The organism is Clostridium drakei, assembly GCF_000633595.2.
Classification (GTDB): Bacteria; Bacillota; Clostridia; order Clostridiales; family Clostridiaceae; genus Clostridium_AM; species Clostridium_AM drakei.
The window spans coordinates 40089-55036 of sequence record NZ_JIBU02000045.1; the positions used below are offsets into that span (position 1 = coordinate 40089).

The 14948-nt window shown below is 30.3% G+C and carries 13 protein-coding genes and 1 riboswitch; of the genes, 11 read left to right on the forward strand and 2 right to left on the reverse strand.

The window, feature by feature from the left end; all coding sequences use genetic code 11:
* Positions 1-320: 320 nt before the first annotated feature.
* On the forward strand, positions 321-605 hold the full coding sequence (gene groES / locus EG57_RS0219615) for a co-chaperone GroES (protein WP_007061534.1): 285 nt from the start codon (positions 321-323) through the stop codon (positions 603-605).
* A gap of 19 nt (positions 606-624) precedes the next feature.
* Entirely contained in the window at positions 625-2256 is a 1632-nt protein-coding gene (gene groL, locus EG57_RS0219620; protein WP_032078830.1) for a chaperonin GroEL, read from the forward strand.
* A gap of 67 nt (positions 2257-2323) precedes the next feature.
* Here groL and EG57_RS0219625 read toward each other — a convergent pair whose 3' ends face one another.
* Positions 2324-3061, reverse strand: coding sequence for a tRNA 2-thiocytidine biosynthesis TtcA family protein (locus tag EG57_RS0219625; RefSeq protein ID WP_032078831.1), 738 nt, complete (start codon positions 3059-3061; stop codon positions 2324-2326).
* A 283-nt stretch (positions 3062-3344) separates the two neighbouring features.
* A riboswitch (purine riboswitch) is annotated at positions 3345-3442 on the forward strand.
* A gap of 118 nt (positions 3443-3560) precedes the next feature.
* Between EG57_RS0219625 and guaB the strand changes: the two genes are divergently transcribed.
* Both guaB and guaA read left to right on the forward strand, forming a co-directional pair.
* Positions 3561-5015, forward strand: a complete 1455-nt coding sequence (gene guaB, locus EG57_RS0219630) for an IMP dehydrogenase (protein WP_032078832.1) — start codon at positions 3561-3563, stop codon at positions 5013-5015.
* A gap of 77 nt (positions 5016-5092) precedes the next feature.
* Positions 5093-6625 carry a glutamine-hydrolyzing GMP synthase gene (gene guaA, locus EG57_RS0219635; protein WP_032078833.1) on the forward strand — a complete coding sequence of 511 codons (1533 nt, stop codon included), beginning with the start codon at positions 5093-5095 and terminating at the stop codon, positions 6623-6625.
* A gap of 385 nt (positions 6626-7010) precedes the next feature.
* Here guaA and EG57_RS0219640 read toward each other — a convergent pair whose 3' ends face one another.
* On the reverse strand, positions 7011-7565 hold the full coding sequence (locus EG57_RS0219640) for a helix-turn-helix domain-containing protein (RefSeq protein WP_032078834.1): 555 nt from the start codon (positions 7563-7565) through the stop codon (positions 7011-7013).
* Positions 7566-7683: 118 nt separating this feature from the next.
* On the opposite strand from EG57_RS0219640, the gene EG57_RS0219645 reads away from it, so the two are divergent.
* From EG57_RS0219645 to EG57_RS0219675, 7 genes are all read left to right on the forward strand, one after another.
* A complete protein-coding gene (locus EG57_RS0219645; protein ID WP_029162908.1) occupies positions 7684-8268 on the forward strand; it encodes a LysE family transporter in 585 nt (194 codons plus the stop codon).
* A gap of 233 nt (positions 8269-8501) precedes the next feature.
* Entirely contained in the window at positions 8502-9191 is a 690-nt protein-coding gene (locus EG57_RS0219650; protein ID WP_029162907.1) for a response regulator transcription factor, read from the forward strand.
* Entirely contained in the window at positions 9181-10290 is a 1110-nt protein-coding gene (locus EG57_RS0219655) for a sensor histidine kinase (RefSeq protein WP_032078835.1), read from the forward strand. Before EG57_RS0219650 ends, EG57_RS0219655 begins: the two co-directional genes overlap by 11 nt.
* A gap of 196 nt (positions 10291-10486) precedes the next feature.
* On the forward strand, positions 10487-11350 hold the full coding sequence (locus EG57_RS0219660) for an ATP-binding cassette domain-containing protein (protein ID WP_032078836.1): 864 nt from the start codon (positions 10487-10489) through the stop codon (positions 11348-11350).
* 3 nt (positions 11351-11353) lie between these two features.
* The gene (locus tag EG57_RS0219665) at positions 11354-12580 is read left to right on the forward strand and encodes an ABC transporter permease (protein ID WP_032078837.1); all 1227 of its coding nucleotides are present in this window, start codon (positions 11354-11356) and stop codon (positions 12578-12580) included.
* A gap of 4 nt (positions 12581-12584) precedes the next feature.
* Positions 12585-13700: a hypothetical protein gene (locus EG57_RS0219670; RefSeq protein WP_032078838.1), complete on the forward strand. Its 1116-nt coding sequence runs from the start codon at positions 12585-12587 to the stop codon at positions 13698-13700.
* A 136-nt stretch (positions 13701-13836) separates the two neighbouring features.
* Positions 13837-14598 carry a prepilin peptidase gene (locus EG57_RS0219675; RefSeq protein ID WP_032078839.1) on the forward strand — a complete coding sequence of 254 codons (762 nt, stop codon included), beginning with the start codon at positions 13837-13839 and terminating at the stop codon, positions 14596-14598.
* Positions 14599-14948: the final 350 nt, after the last annotated feature.

Below are 14948 nucleotides of genomic sequence, written 5' to 3' on the forward strand. Positions count from 1 at the left end.
AAAATTATTGATTTATATTGTGTATTATAACCTGATAAGTAAAAAATAACAATAAATAATCAAGTGTATAATATAGAAATTATTTTGAATAATTAGTATATTGATGAAATCTTTAGGAAAAGGGTGAAATACTTACCTATGATGTGATTATTTCATTATTTTACGGTAAATAATTTAATAAGTATGAAATTGAAATTTGAAAATATAGACATTATTCATTATTATAATAATTGTGTTAGCACTCAAATGAAGTGAGTGCTAATAATAAAAGCTAATTAATTATATAAAATAAATTAAAAGTAATTTAAGGAGGGGTTTAAATGAACATTAGACCACTTGGAGACAGAGTCGTTATTAAAAGATTAGAGGCAGAAGAAACTACAAAAAGTGGAATTGTTTTACCAGGAGCAGCAAAGGAAAAACCACAAGAAGCTGAAATTGTGGCTGTAGGACCTGGCGGAGTAGTTAATGGGAAAGAAGTTAAAATGGAAGTTAAGGTTGGAGAAAAAGTTTTATTCTCCAAATATGCAGGAAACGAAATTAAAATGGATGGTGTTGAATACACTATTTTAAAACAAGATGACATATTAGCAGTAATAGAATAATTGTATAGGAGGTTTTAATATGGCAAAAAGTATTTTATTTAGCGAAGAAGCAAGAAGATCAATGCAGGCAGGGGTAGATAAGCTTGCTAATACTGTAAAAGTTACACTTGGACCAAAAGGAAGAAACGTTATATTAGATAAAAAGTTTGGATCACCACTTATAACTAATGATGGTGTTACTATAGCTAAAGAAATAGAATTAGAAGATGCATATGAAAATATGGGAGCACAATTAGTTAAAGAAGTTGCTACAAAGACAAATGATGTAGCAGGAGATGGAACTACTACAGCAACATTACTTGCACAAGCAATTATAAGAGAAGGATTGAAAAATGTTACAGCTGGTACTAATCCAATACTTATAAGACAAGGTATAAGAATGGCTGTTAATAAAGCTGTTGAAGAAATAAAGAAAAGTTCAAAAACAGTTAATGGAAAAGAAGATATAGCAAGAGTTGCTGCAATATCAGCTTCTGATGAAGAAATAGGTAAACTTATAGCTGATGCTATGGAAAAAGTAGGCAATGAAGGTGTTATAACTGTTGAAGAATCAAAAACTATGGGAACTGAATTAGATGTTGTTGAAGGTATGCAGTTTGACAGAGGATATGTAAGCCCATACATGGTTACAGATACAGAAAAGATGGAAGCTAACATAGAAGATGCATATATATTAATTACTGATAAGAAAATATCAAATATCCAGGATATATTACCAGTACTTGAACAAATAGTTCAACAGGGTAAAAAATTATTAATCTTAGGTGAAGATGTAGAAGGAGAAGCATTAGCAACTTTAGTTGTTAATAAGCTAAGAGGAACTTTTACTTGTGTAGCTGTTAAAGCTCCAGGTTTTGGTGACAGAAGAAAAGAAATGCTTCAAGATATAGCTATACTTACTGGTGGAGAAGTAATATCTGAAGAATTAGGAAGAGAATTAAAAGATACTACAATAGAAATGCTTGGAAGAGCTGAATCAGTTAAAATCACTAAAGAAAATACTACAATAGTAAATGGAAAAGGTGATAAGACTGCCATTCATGATAGAGTATCTCAAATAAAGAAACAAATAGAAGAAACTACATCAGACTTTGATAGAGAAAAATTACAGGAAAGACTTGCAAAACTTGCTGGTGGAGTAGCTGTAATCAAAGTTGGTGCTGCAACTGAAACAGAATTAAAGGAAAAAAAATTAAGAATAGAAGATGCACTAGCTGCAACTAAAGCAGCTGTTGAAGAAGGAATCGTTGCTGGTGGTGGAACAGCATATATTAATGCAATTCCAGAAGTAGCAAAACTTACTTCAGATGTTTATGATATAAAAGTAGGTATTGATATAATAACAAAAGCTCTTGAAGAACCAGTAAGACAAATAGCTACAAATGCTGGAGTTGAAGGTTCAGTTATAATTGAAAAAGTTAAAGCTAATGAAGCTGGAGTAGGATATGATGCTTTACATGATACTTATGTAAACATGTTAAAAGTAGGCATAGTTGACCCAACTAAGGTTACAAGATCAGCACTTCAAAATGCTGCATCAGTAGCTTCTACATTCTTAACTACAGAAGCTGCAGTAGCTGATATTCCAGAAAAGAACAATGCCCCAATGCCAGGTGGAGCACCAGGAATGGGAATGGACGGAATGTACTAAAATTAAGTCAAAAATAATGCTCAGATTGTTTATAAACCCAGCACATTTAAAGTGCTGGGTTTAACTTTTACTTTTTATTCCATAAACTTTTATAATCAACATTATCTAAAGATTTTATAATTTTATTAGCAGCATCTTCATAGATGTTTTCAAGAGAAAATAATAAATTTTTCATTTCTTCCCTTGTAGTTTTTTTATCTTCAGGGCAAAGACTTTTTATTATGGGCAAATTTAAATCTTTAACAAGCTTTTCTATTAAAGGTTCTCTTAAATATATCATAGGTCTTATTATACTCATCTTGTTGTCTTCATGATATATATTAGGATGAAAGGCACCCAATTTACCAACCTTTATCACATTCATAAATAGAGTTTCTATTACATCATCTGTGTTATGGCCTAAAGCTATCTTGTTAATATTATTAGCTTTTGCAACTCTTACTAAAGCTCCTCTCCTTAATTTAGAGCATAGAGAACAAGGACTTTTTTCTTTTCTTTCTTGAAAAATTACTTCAGCTATATTAGTATTTTCTATAATTATAGGTATTTCATTTTCATTACAAAAGTTTATTAAAGGGGACATGTTCATTCCAAGCCCCATGTCTATATTAACTCCCATAAGGCTAAAGTCTTTTATATGGGTCTGCTGAATGAGTTTAAGGCAGAAAAGTAGGAATACACTGTCTTTACCTCCAGAGAGCCCTACAGCTACTTTATCGCCGCTTTCAATCATATTGAATTTAGATATAGACTGTATAATTTTTTTTAAAAACATTCTATTATATTTTCTTTCAAAATTTATCATGTGTAAATAAAGCTCCTTTTCATACTAATTCATGTTATCAAGTATATTGTTGTTATTAAAATGCAGTTATATTATACATAATACTAATTATAATAGAAAGCTTTTTGAATTTTTCTACTTTATTTTATGAATTTTGTAGAATTTTATTATGAAAACGTATATATATGCCTCAAAACATGACGATTTTAAAATAAAATAATTGACAAAGGTATAAAAATTGAATAAAATAATGTAAATAGTTCAAATAATATAGATTAATAAGTTGCAATTTTATTAATATATGAAACAAAAGTTTCATTCGACTCATATATCCCCTGGATATGGCAGGGAGTATCTACCGGAAGCCGTAAATTTCCGACTATGAGTGAGGTTATTGTGTATAAACATATTAATTTCACTCTTTGGTGATTTAATGTGTTTTTTTTTACAAAAAATCTAAAAATATTTAATGATTTGTTTATTAATTATTGTTTATAATATAAGAGGGAGTTGATTTTGAATGGGAAAAATTTTAAAACAAGCATATACTTTTGATGATGTACTTTTAGTTCCAAATAAATCAGAGGTGTTGCCAAGAGAGGTCTCTTTGACTACTAATTTGACTAAAAAAATAAAATTAAATATACCACTTATGAGTGCTGGAATGGATACTGTTACTAACTCTAAAATGGCTATAGCCATGGCAAGAGAAGGCGGAATAGGTATTATACATAAGAATATGAGTATAGAAGAACAGTCTATGGAAGTAGATAGAGTAAAAAGGCAAGAAAATGGAGTAATAACAGATCCATTTTCTCTTTCACCGGATAACAGCATAAATGATGCATTATCACTTATGAGTAAGTATAGAATATCAGGGGTTCCGATTACTGTAGATGGAAAACTTATTGGAATAATAACAAATAGAGATATTGTATTTGAAACAGAGTATTCTAGAAAAATAAGTGAAGTAATGACTAAAGAAAATTTAATAACTGCACCAGAAGATACTACCATAGAAGAAGCAAAGGAATTATTAAAAAATCATAGAATAGAAAAACTTCCATTAGTAGATGATGACAATAATTTAAGAGGACTTATAACTATAAAAGATATTGAAAAAGTAAAAAGATTTCCTAATAGTGCAAAGGATGAAAGAGGAAGACTTTTATGTGGAGCATCAGTAGGAGTTACTTCAGATATGCTAGAACGTGTTGCAGCTTTAGTTAAGGTTGGAGTAGATGTTGTAAATTTAGATACAGCTCATGGACACTCTAAAGGAGTTATGGATTCTGTTAAATTAATAAAGGAAAACTATCCTGATCTTCAAGTTATTGCAGGAAATGTTGCAACAGCGGAAGCAACAAGAGATCTCATTCTTGCAGGAGCGGATTGTGTGAAGGTTGGTATAGGACCTGGTTCTATATGTACTACAAGAGTTGTATCTGGTGTTGGAGTACCTCAGCTTACTGCAGTAATGGATTGTGCAGAGGAAGCAAAGAAACATGGAGTGCCAATTATTGCAGATGGTGGTATAAAGTATTCAGGAGATGTAGTAAAAGCGTTATCAGCTGGAGCAAAAGTTGCTATGATGGGATCAATGCTTGCTGGATGTGATGAAGCACCAGGAGAAACTGAAATATATCAAGGAAGAAGCTATAAAGTATACAGAGGAATGGGATCATTAGCTGCTATGGCTTGTGGAAGTAAAGATAGATATTTCCAAGAAGGAAATAAGAAATTGGTTCCAGAAGGTGTTGAAGGAAGAGTGCCTTATAAGGGATATGTAGCAGACACTATATTCCAACTTTTAGGTGGAATACGTTCAGGTATGGGATATTTAGGAGCTAGAACTTTAGCTGAGTTAGATGAAAATGCTACATTTGTAGTACAGACATCAGCAGGACTTAGAGAAAGTCATCCACATGATATATCAATAACTAAAGAAGCACCAAACTATAGTGTTAATCAATAAAATTTAATAGTTTATAGTTAAAGTTAAGAATTGTAGCTTACAATTCTTAATTTTAATTAAAATATTTGGAGGTAATTATGCAAAGAGAATTAGTTCTTGTAGTTGACTTTGGTGGTCAATACAATCAGACAATAGCTAGAAGAGTAAGAGAAAATAATGTTTATTGTGAAATAATACCTTATACATATACAATAGATAAAATAAAAGAAAAAAATCCTAAGGGCATAATTTTCACAGGTGGACCTAACAGTGTTTATGGAGAAGGTGCTCCAAGAATAGATAAAGAAATATTTAATTTAGGAGTTCCTGTACTTGGAATATGTTATGGAGAACAGCTTATATCATATACTTTAGGTGGAAAAGTTGAGAGCCCAGATGTAAGAGAATATGGAAAAGCAAATGTAAAATTAAACAATAAGTCTGCACTATTTGATGGAATAGATGAAGAACAAAGCTGCTGGATGAGTCATACAGATTATGTGTCTCAGGCTCCAGAAGGATTTAAGGTAATAGGTACTACAAGTCAATGTCCTGTGGCAGCTATGGAAAATACTGAGAAAAAAATATATGGAGTTCAATTTCACCCAGAAGTAGAACATACTCCTTTTGGTAAAAAGATGTTTTCAAACTTCCTATTTAAAGTTTGTAACTTAAAGGGAGATTGGTCAATGAGTTCTTTTGCAGAAGATCAGATTAAAGCCATAAAGCAAAAGGTTGGCGACAAAAAAGTTATATGTGCTTTATCTGGTGGAGTGGATTCATCTGTTGCAGCTGTACTTGTACATAGAGCTATTGGAAAACAACTTACATGTATATTTGTAGATCATGGTCTTCTTAGAAAAGATGAAGGAGATCAAGTTGAAACAATATTTAAAAAGCAATTTGATATGAATTTGATAAGAGTAAATGCTAAAGATAGATTTTTAGGAAAGCTTGCAGGTGTAAGTGACCCAGAAAGAAAGAGAAAGATTATAGGCGAAGAGTTTATAAGAGTATTTGAAGAAGAAGCAAATAAACTTGGAGAAATAAGTTTCCTTGTTCAAGGAACTATATATCCAGATGTAGTAGAAAGTGGAACTAATACTTCTGCTACAATAAAAAGCCATCACAATGTTGGTGGACTTCCAGAAGATATGCAATTTAAACTAATAGAGCCTTTAAGAGAACTATTTAAGGATGAAGTAAGAGCTGTTGGAGAAGAGCTTGGGATTCCTCACAAATTAGTTTGGAGACAGCCTTTCCCAGGACCTGGACTTGCAATAAGAGTTCTTGGAGAAATAACAGAAGAAAAATTGGAAATAACAAGAGAAGCAGATGCTATCTTCAGAGAAGAAATAGCTAATGCAGGATTGGATGAAAAGATATGGCAGTACTTTGCATGCTTACCAAATATTCAATCTGTAGGAGTTATGGGAGATGAAAGAACTTATTGCCATACAATAGCTTTAAGAGCAGTAACATCTTCTGATGCAATGACTTCTGAATGGGCTAGAATACCTTATGAAGTTTTAGATTTAGTTTCAAGAAGAATTGTTAACGAAGTTCATGGAGTAAATAGAATTGTTTATGATATAACCTCAAAACCACCTGCTACAATAGAGTGGGAATAAAAGTAAATGGATGCTAAACCAGTATTTTAAGGTGTTAGAATAGATTTGTAATAGAATAATTAAGTTAGTGAAAAGTAATTAGGATAGAAATATCTTAGTTACTTTTTTGCTTGTTGTAGTGATTTAGGAGGTTATTTGTATATGTAAAAAGGTAACATTTATATCCACAGTTGAATTTGGAGTTAGGCTTTTGATAAATTTTAAACCATCTATTGCATAATACTAGCATATCCTACTAAAACAGAAGCCAGCGGCTTTATCCGACGGCTTCTGTTTTTGGCTGTATTTGAAATGTTGTTGATATCGGATCACACCCTAAAATATTAAATTGGGCTTCATATAAATATCTGTTTTAAATAATCTCTAAAGCTACATTGATTAATTTTTATATTGGATAGTAAATAACCATACTCAATGAGCAAATTGTATTGCCGGTATTTTGATAAGCATGAGGGCAGTCTGCCTTAAATCGTATGGAATTACCTGTTGTTATAACAAAATCTTTACCATTTATAGTCATAGTAAGATTACCAGAAAATACAGTAATAAATTCCTGTGTACCTTGTTGGTGAATTTCTGAAGATAAATAACCGTTAGTGTCAATTTCAATAGAATACATTTCAAAGCGCCTTGCGTTATCAAAGGTAAACACAGGAAATATTTTAATCCTGCCGTTGTCCTCAACAAGTGGTTGTACTTCATTCTTATCTACGATTTCAAAGTCATCTTCTGGCATGCTCATAAGTTGAGTACATGATATTTTAAGCCCATTTGCAATCTTCCATACCGTTGATACAGTAGGGTTTGCTTCACAACGTTCAATTTGGCCTAGCATACTTTTGCTTACACCGGTCAACTTTGAGACATTGTCAAGGCTAAGTGTTTTTTCTACACGAAGCTTTTTTAAGTTTTCAGCAATAATAAAATTAAGTTTTTCCAAAAAAATTTCCTCCAATCTATTGACAGTATACTGCACAAATAGTATTATTATACTGCACAATATAATATATTATCCTTTTCGTGCATTATATCATACAATAGTTAGGAGGTAAATATCCATGCCAAATTTTACAGCATTTTTATCCTATGTTCTTATTGCAAACTTTGGTCCAGGACCAAATACTATTATGTCAATGTCAAATGCAAGCCGATACGGATTTAAGAAGAGCATAATGTTTAATGTAGGCATATTCTTTGGTGTCTTTATTCTATTTGCTTTAAGTAGTATTTTTAGTATAGCTCTCTACAGTTTTATCCCATCAATCAAATCAATTATGTCATTTGTTGGTGCAGCGTATATGCTATGGCTTGCATGGCAAACCTACAAGAGCAAACCTAACAGTGAGGACAAACCCGAAAAGCGTACAAATACATTTTTATCTGGCTTACTTTTGCAGTTCGTCAATCCCAACGTTATTATTTATGCACTTGCAACCGTTTCAACATTTATCGTACCATATTACAAATCTGTGTTCATGCTTACAAGTTTTTCTGTGATTCTTGCTTTACTTGGCTTTGTAGGAACCTGCTGTTGGTCATTGTTTGGCTCTGTATTTCAGAAAGTTCTTGTAAAACATTATAAAGTATTCAACACTGTTATGGCTCTTCTACTTGTCTATTGTGCAGTTTCATTGTTTCGTTAATCAATAACTATTTTAAAAATTAAAAAATAATCAAAGTAAATCTACTTTCTCAGGTAGGATGTATTCCTCACAGGAAAACTCCACCTGAGTCTAAGAATCACTGGACCTTTTATAGTAACTTCTGGAGTAATTCTTTTATTTACTATATAATTGGATTAAGATGTAGCAATTTATTGTGAAGCAAAGATATTTAAATTGTGCTTGGAGGATTTTGAATGATATATAACAAGGAAATGGAAAAAATATTGATTGTGGAAGATGATAAAGATATTAGAGATATATTAAAAATCTATTTAAAAGCTGAATCCTTTGAAGCATGGGAAGCAGAAAATGGTAAAGAGGCTTTTGAAATTCTTGAAAGCAGAAAGCCAGACTTAGTTATTTTGGATTTAATGCTGCCAGATACAAATGGGCTTAATATTTGTAAAAATATCCGAATAAAATATAAGTACCCTATAATAATGCTCACTGCCAAAACAGCAGATCAAGACAAAATAATAGGTCTTACTTATGGTGCAGATGATTATATTACTAAACCTTTTAATCCACTGGAAGTTATGGCAAGAGTTAAAGCTCAGCTTAGACGATACAAGGAGTATGGAGAAAACACCAAGGAAGATAGTATTATATATTATAAAGGGTTAATTTTAGATAGAAAAAGTAGACAGGCTAATTTGAATGGTATGGAATTAAAGCTAACGCCTACAGAATTTAATATTCTTGAAATATTACTATTAAATAAAGGACAAGTTTTAAATGGAGAAAAATTGTTTCATTTGCTTAGAGAAGATGAATACTATTCAAAATCTACCAACACAGTAGCAGTTCATATTAGAAATTTAAGAGAAAAAATGGAAGAATCTTTTGAACACCCTGAATATATAAAAACTGTATGGGGGGTAGGTTATATCATTGAAGCGTAGAAAATGGAAATGGAATTATTATATTTTAGCTTTTTTCATATTTATAATGTTAATGTTCCTCATTGATTTAAAATTTGAAGGATTAGTAGCAGAATATTTTCAAAATGAAATATTATTTGACAAAGAAAAGGTATTATTTTTGGGAGTAGATCGTTCTAAAGGAATTTTCTACTGGCCGCGGCTTAAAGACATATTAATATTTATAGCTGTTTTTGGCTTTCTTCTTTTAGAAATTGCCGTTTATTTTACAGCAAAATACTCAAAGAATAAAGAGCGTAAAATGACAATAGATGAGATAGAACAACGTATATCCTTACTAATAAAGGCAGAAGTTCCCCAAAAATTTCAGGAATTAAAAATTATTGATTCAGAAATAAATAATCTTATACAAGAGAATGAATTTGTGAAGAAGGAAATTTCATTAGAAATGCGTAAAAAAAATGATCTCATAACATATCTGGCACATGATTTAAAAACTCCACTTACAAGCATCATTGGTTATCTTACTATTTTAGATGAATCTAAAGTTCCAGATAATATACTCAAAGAGTACATTAAAAAACTTTTAGAAAAATCTTATAGGTTGGAAGACCTAACAAATCAATTTTTTGATATTACGCGCTTTAATCTTCAGGAAATTCCTTTAAACAAAAGCTTGTTAGATGCCAACTTTTTTTTAGAACAATTGACAGAGGAACTTTATCCTTTACTTAGGGATAAAAACTTAAAATTTGATGTAAATCTTCCTTCTGATATAAAGCTTTATGTTGATGGTTCATTATTTGCTAGAGTACTTAATAATTTACTAAAAAATGCTATAGCATATAGCCTTAAGAATTCTGTTATAAAAATAAATGGTAAAATTGAAGAAAACAGTGTGAAATTGTTTATAGAAAATGATGGTGACATAATAAGTAGACAGGAATTAGAACTTATATTTGAAAAGTTTTATCGAAGAGATCAATCAAGAAGTCAGTCAGCTGGAGCAGGTCTTGGACTTGCTATTGCAAAAGAAATCATACAAAAGCATGAAGGTTCAATAAGTGCAGAAAGTCAAAATGGACACACTATATTTACTATTACCATACCTAATCCATAGTAAATAATTTTAATTTTAATATGTTTCTTTCTTAATAAAATCTTTATAATTACTAAACAATTTATGAATAAACCTTTCTTTCCTCTTAGTTATACTTAGAATGAAAGAGGGTTTTTTATTATATTAAACTTCTTGGAGATGAACTAAGAAGTTATTTTAAAATTCATATTTATAAATTCTAATAGGAGGAAGAAACATGAAATTAACAACTTATAATCTTTCTAAAAATTTTAAAGATTTAAATGCCGCTTGTAATATAAATCTTGAATTTACTCCAGGAATTTGGGGCCTTTTAGGACCAAATGGTGCAGGGAAAACCACATTAATGAGAATGTTAGTTGGGAATATAAAACCAAGTGATGGAAAAATAGTGCTAAATGATGTAGATATTGCTGAACTTAAAAGTAGCTATCTTGACAACATAGGCTATTTACCTCAGCAGTTTGGATACGATAAAAATCAGTCCGTTGAAGATTTTCTGCATTATATTGGAGCATTAAAAGGGATTGATAAAAACTTAAGAAATAAGCGAATTAGTGAATTATTAAGTCAATTTAATTTATTAGAAGTTAAAAAGAAAAAAGTGGATCAGCTTTCAGGAGGTATGAAGCGTAGAGTTGGAATATGCCAAGCTATGTTGAATGATCCCAAAATTATAATTGTAGATGAGCCTACTGTTGGTTTAGATATAGAAGAAAGAAGAAAATTTCGTCAATACTTGACCACAATAAGTAAAGAGAAAATTATTATTTTATCTACACATATTGTCTCAGATATTGAGTTTATTGCTAATTTTCTTATACTCATGGAAAAGGGTATAGTAATTGAAGCAGGGGAGAGCCAAGCTTTAATTCAAGCACTTACCGGTAAAGTGTTCGAAACATTGGTGCCAGAAATTTGTATGGAAAAACTTCAAAAGGAATATAAAATTACAAATTTTCGTAATGAAGGTGAAGGAAAGGTTGCCATTCGTTATGTTGCAGATGATCCCCTTCCAAATAGTAAGTTGATATCTCCTTCTCTTAGTGATTTTTATCTTTCAAAAGTAAGAGAGGTGTAAAAAATGGATGTATTTTTTCAAGAATTAAAACGACAATTTAACGTTAAGAGGTTGTTTACATATACATTAATTGCAGTTATTTTGGCGACATTGTGGGCTTGGTTTATTGTAGGTGGAGCCACGGAAAACTTTATGCAGACAGGATGTTACAAAGATTATAAAGGTAAATCAGCAATAGAAGCAGCTGCTAAAGATAGAATAGGTACTACAGGGGAAATGACTGAGGATAAATTTCAAAGTGGCTGTGATGCGTTTCTTCATTCATTAAAGGGTAGTGATGAAAAAGATATCATAATTAATAAAGAATTGCTCAAATATTCTGTATATGCTGATATGTTAGTTATGGAAGAGTTAAAACTTAGAAATATGAAGGGAGAATCTACAAAGGATATCTTGCATATTCCCAAGGATTCAGGAAAGCATTTTTATGAAAATGAAGATTTATATTATCGTAATTATATTGATAAAAATGCACATAATGAAAGTGAAAAAGCGTTAGCTTTATCAACTTGGAATAGTGTTAAAAAACCATATATCTATTATAGTGGTTTTAAACAATGGGGCGAAGGAATTGAACATATAATGATTTTTTCTTTTGTACTTATGATTATGGTAGGAATTTTTTCAGGTTCTATGATAGCAAAGGATAAGGAAAATGGGATGGATGAAATCATTAAGGCTACAATGCAAGGTAAAAAGATTCTAACTGCAGCAAAGATTATTATACCTTTGCTTATGGCATCCATAATCTATCTTTGTGGAGTTGGTACTTATATTCTTCTCCTTATGCATTTATTGCCGCAGGATGCTCTAAATACGTCAATACAAGTTTCTGGTAAAAGTTTTTTCGCATACAATATAGGGGAATTGCTTAAAAAAGTGTTTATTTTTGGAGCAGTAGGAATTTTAACTGTAGCAAGTTTTTCTACCTTAATTTCATCTATAGTAAAAAAGTCTTCAAGAGCTATTCAGCTTTCTATATTGACATTATTAATTGCTCTTATGTTAGGTATATTTATTGATATGGAATCTCCAATCATTGATGCAATTAAAATGTTATTACCAGGAGGAATGGTATTTTCATATCTTGAATTTGTAGAGTTGAGGAAATTTCCATTGATAACACTTATGGGGAAAGTTCTCTACATGCCCTCAGTTTTATTTATCATAAACGGAATTACTTTCTTTATCAGCACATTATTAGTTACGTTAAACTATAGAAGGAGATAGAAAGATGATATATCAAGAATTAAAACGTCGACTTTTTACAAAGTATGTGATCTTCTCAATAATAGGTACATTTTTCTTAACTGCTGGATTAAGTGTAATACTCTTAGGCGGAGATAAAAATTTGCCTAAAATATTGAAAGAAGAATCTGTATATTCTGGTAAAATGACAGAAGATAAATTATGGATTGGGCTTAACAAGGTGAGAGATGAAAAATCAAAAGAAATAAAATATGAACTGCCTACATCTTTTGTGCGTGGGTTAGTTCAGGAATATCCTGGAGTACTATACTCTGAAAATAGAATTCAGGATTTTCCTGATGAATATGCTAAAAATTTCTATGATTGCTGGAGAAAAAAATCTATTGTGCTTATAGAAAAGATTCCTAAAAAGGATCAAGCTAAGGCGCTTAAGGAACTAAGCAAAGTAAAGACGCCTTTTGTTAAGTATCAGGGGTGTGATCTTTGGAATTTTGCTATTGATAATCTTAAATTTATATACTTAATAATTCTTTTTTTAGTTACATTTTTTGCAGCAGCCACTTACTCTGATAGCATGGAAGACGGCAGTATGGAGATTATTTGTGCAACAAAATTGGGAAGTAAAATGATGAAGATTCGGCTTTTTCCAGTTATGATATATGGTTTATTGTTAAATTTAGCAGCAACACTTGGTACAATATTAATTATAGGTTCAGTCACAGGGTTTCAAACTTTGAAAAGTAGTTTGAAGGTAATGGCACTATTTTCTATAGGAAATTTTACATTAGGAGATGCAATAGCTTTAATGTTTGTAAGCGAATTTTTAGGAACATTAACTTTAAGTGTTCTTATAGGATGGATATCATATAAAACAGCAAATACAAATTTGACTACATCAATAGGAATTGCAATAAATATTTTCTATATAGTTATGGCTTTATTTATAAATGTACCATGGAGATTTTCTCAATTTTTATTAAATGCGCTTCCAATGGCATCCTCACAGGTGATACGAGAGATTCATGGATTCCATTTTGATATGTTAATTTGGAGACCATATGCAGTTATGATTAATATGATTGTGATGTTTATTGTATTTGCTATGTTGCTTAATTACACAATTTGCAAAGAAAAAATGTAATTAAATGATTTTATAAAAACATGATTATAAATTGATTATATAGACCAGAATTATAAAGAAACATTTACTACAAAGCTTCCAAGCATTAACTTAAATCTTGGAAGCTTTTAATTTATTCTATAGAAAAGGAGAAGATATGTTTACATTAGATTCAATTTTGGTGATAATTACTGGTCTTATAGTAGGAAGTTTTCTTAATGTGTGTATATATAGAATACCTAAAGGAGAATCAATAGTGTATCCTTCATCACATTGTTTTGCATGCGGCAGTAAAATAAAGTGGTATGATTTAATTCCTATCTTCAGTTATATATTATTAAGAGGACAGTGCAGATATTGTGGTGAAAAGATATCTATTGGATATCCTGTTATAGAATTTGTAACAGGAATTTTATTTTTCATAACTTATTTGGAATATGGACCTAGTATTCAATTTATGAAATATGTGGTTCTTATAGCTATTTTAATTGTAGTTGGAATGATTGATCTAAACACTACGGATGTGTATTTTATCACAAGTATTATAGGAATAGTATTTGGAATCATATTTATATTGTTAAGTGTTTATTATAATAATGATTTTAAGCAATATATTTTTGGTGCATTATTTGGTGGAGGAGTATTGGCTGTTATAGCGTTTTTTACTAAAGCTATGGGATTTGGGGATGTTGAAATATGCTTTTATTTAGGACTATTTCTTGGAATTAAATTGACAGTTATCAGTATTTGCTTTTCATTCATATTTGGTTCAATTATAAGTACACTACTAATATTATTAAAGAAAAAAGGAAGAAAGGATTATATTGCGTTTGGTCCTTTTATTGCATTGGCTTCAATTTTTACTATATTTTTAGGAAACAAAATACTAATGTGGTATTTTCAAAATTTGATGTATTAAAAAGTACATAATAGGAAAAAATTTACAAATAGTTTTTAAAAAGTAAACATTTAGTACACAATTGAGTTATAAAATAATTAATGTCCTAAGTTAAAAACTTAGAGAAATAAAAGCTAGCTTTTTTTAATAGGCATTAGTTATATTACTAATGCCTAATACCATTAAATAAATTTATTCCATTAATCCCATTTATATGAGTTTCGATAAATTCTTCTAAGAATTACTTGATTAATATAGTTGAATTTTGAATGATAAAATTGCATTGATTTAAGCTATTTATGTGATATAATTATAAAAAAATGTAAATTAAGTTTATGCTGTATTTAAAGCAAAAAATATTAATTGGGAGG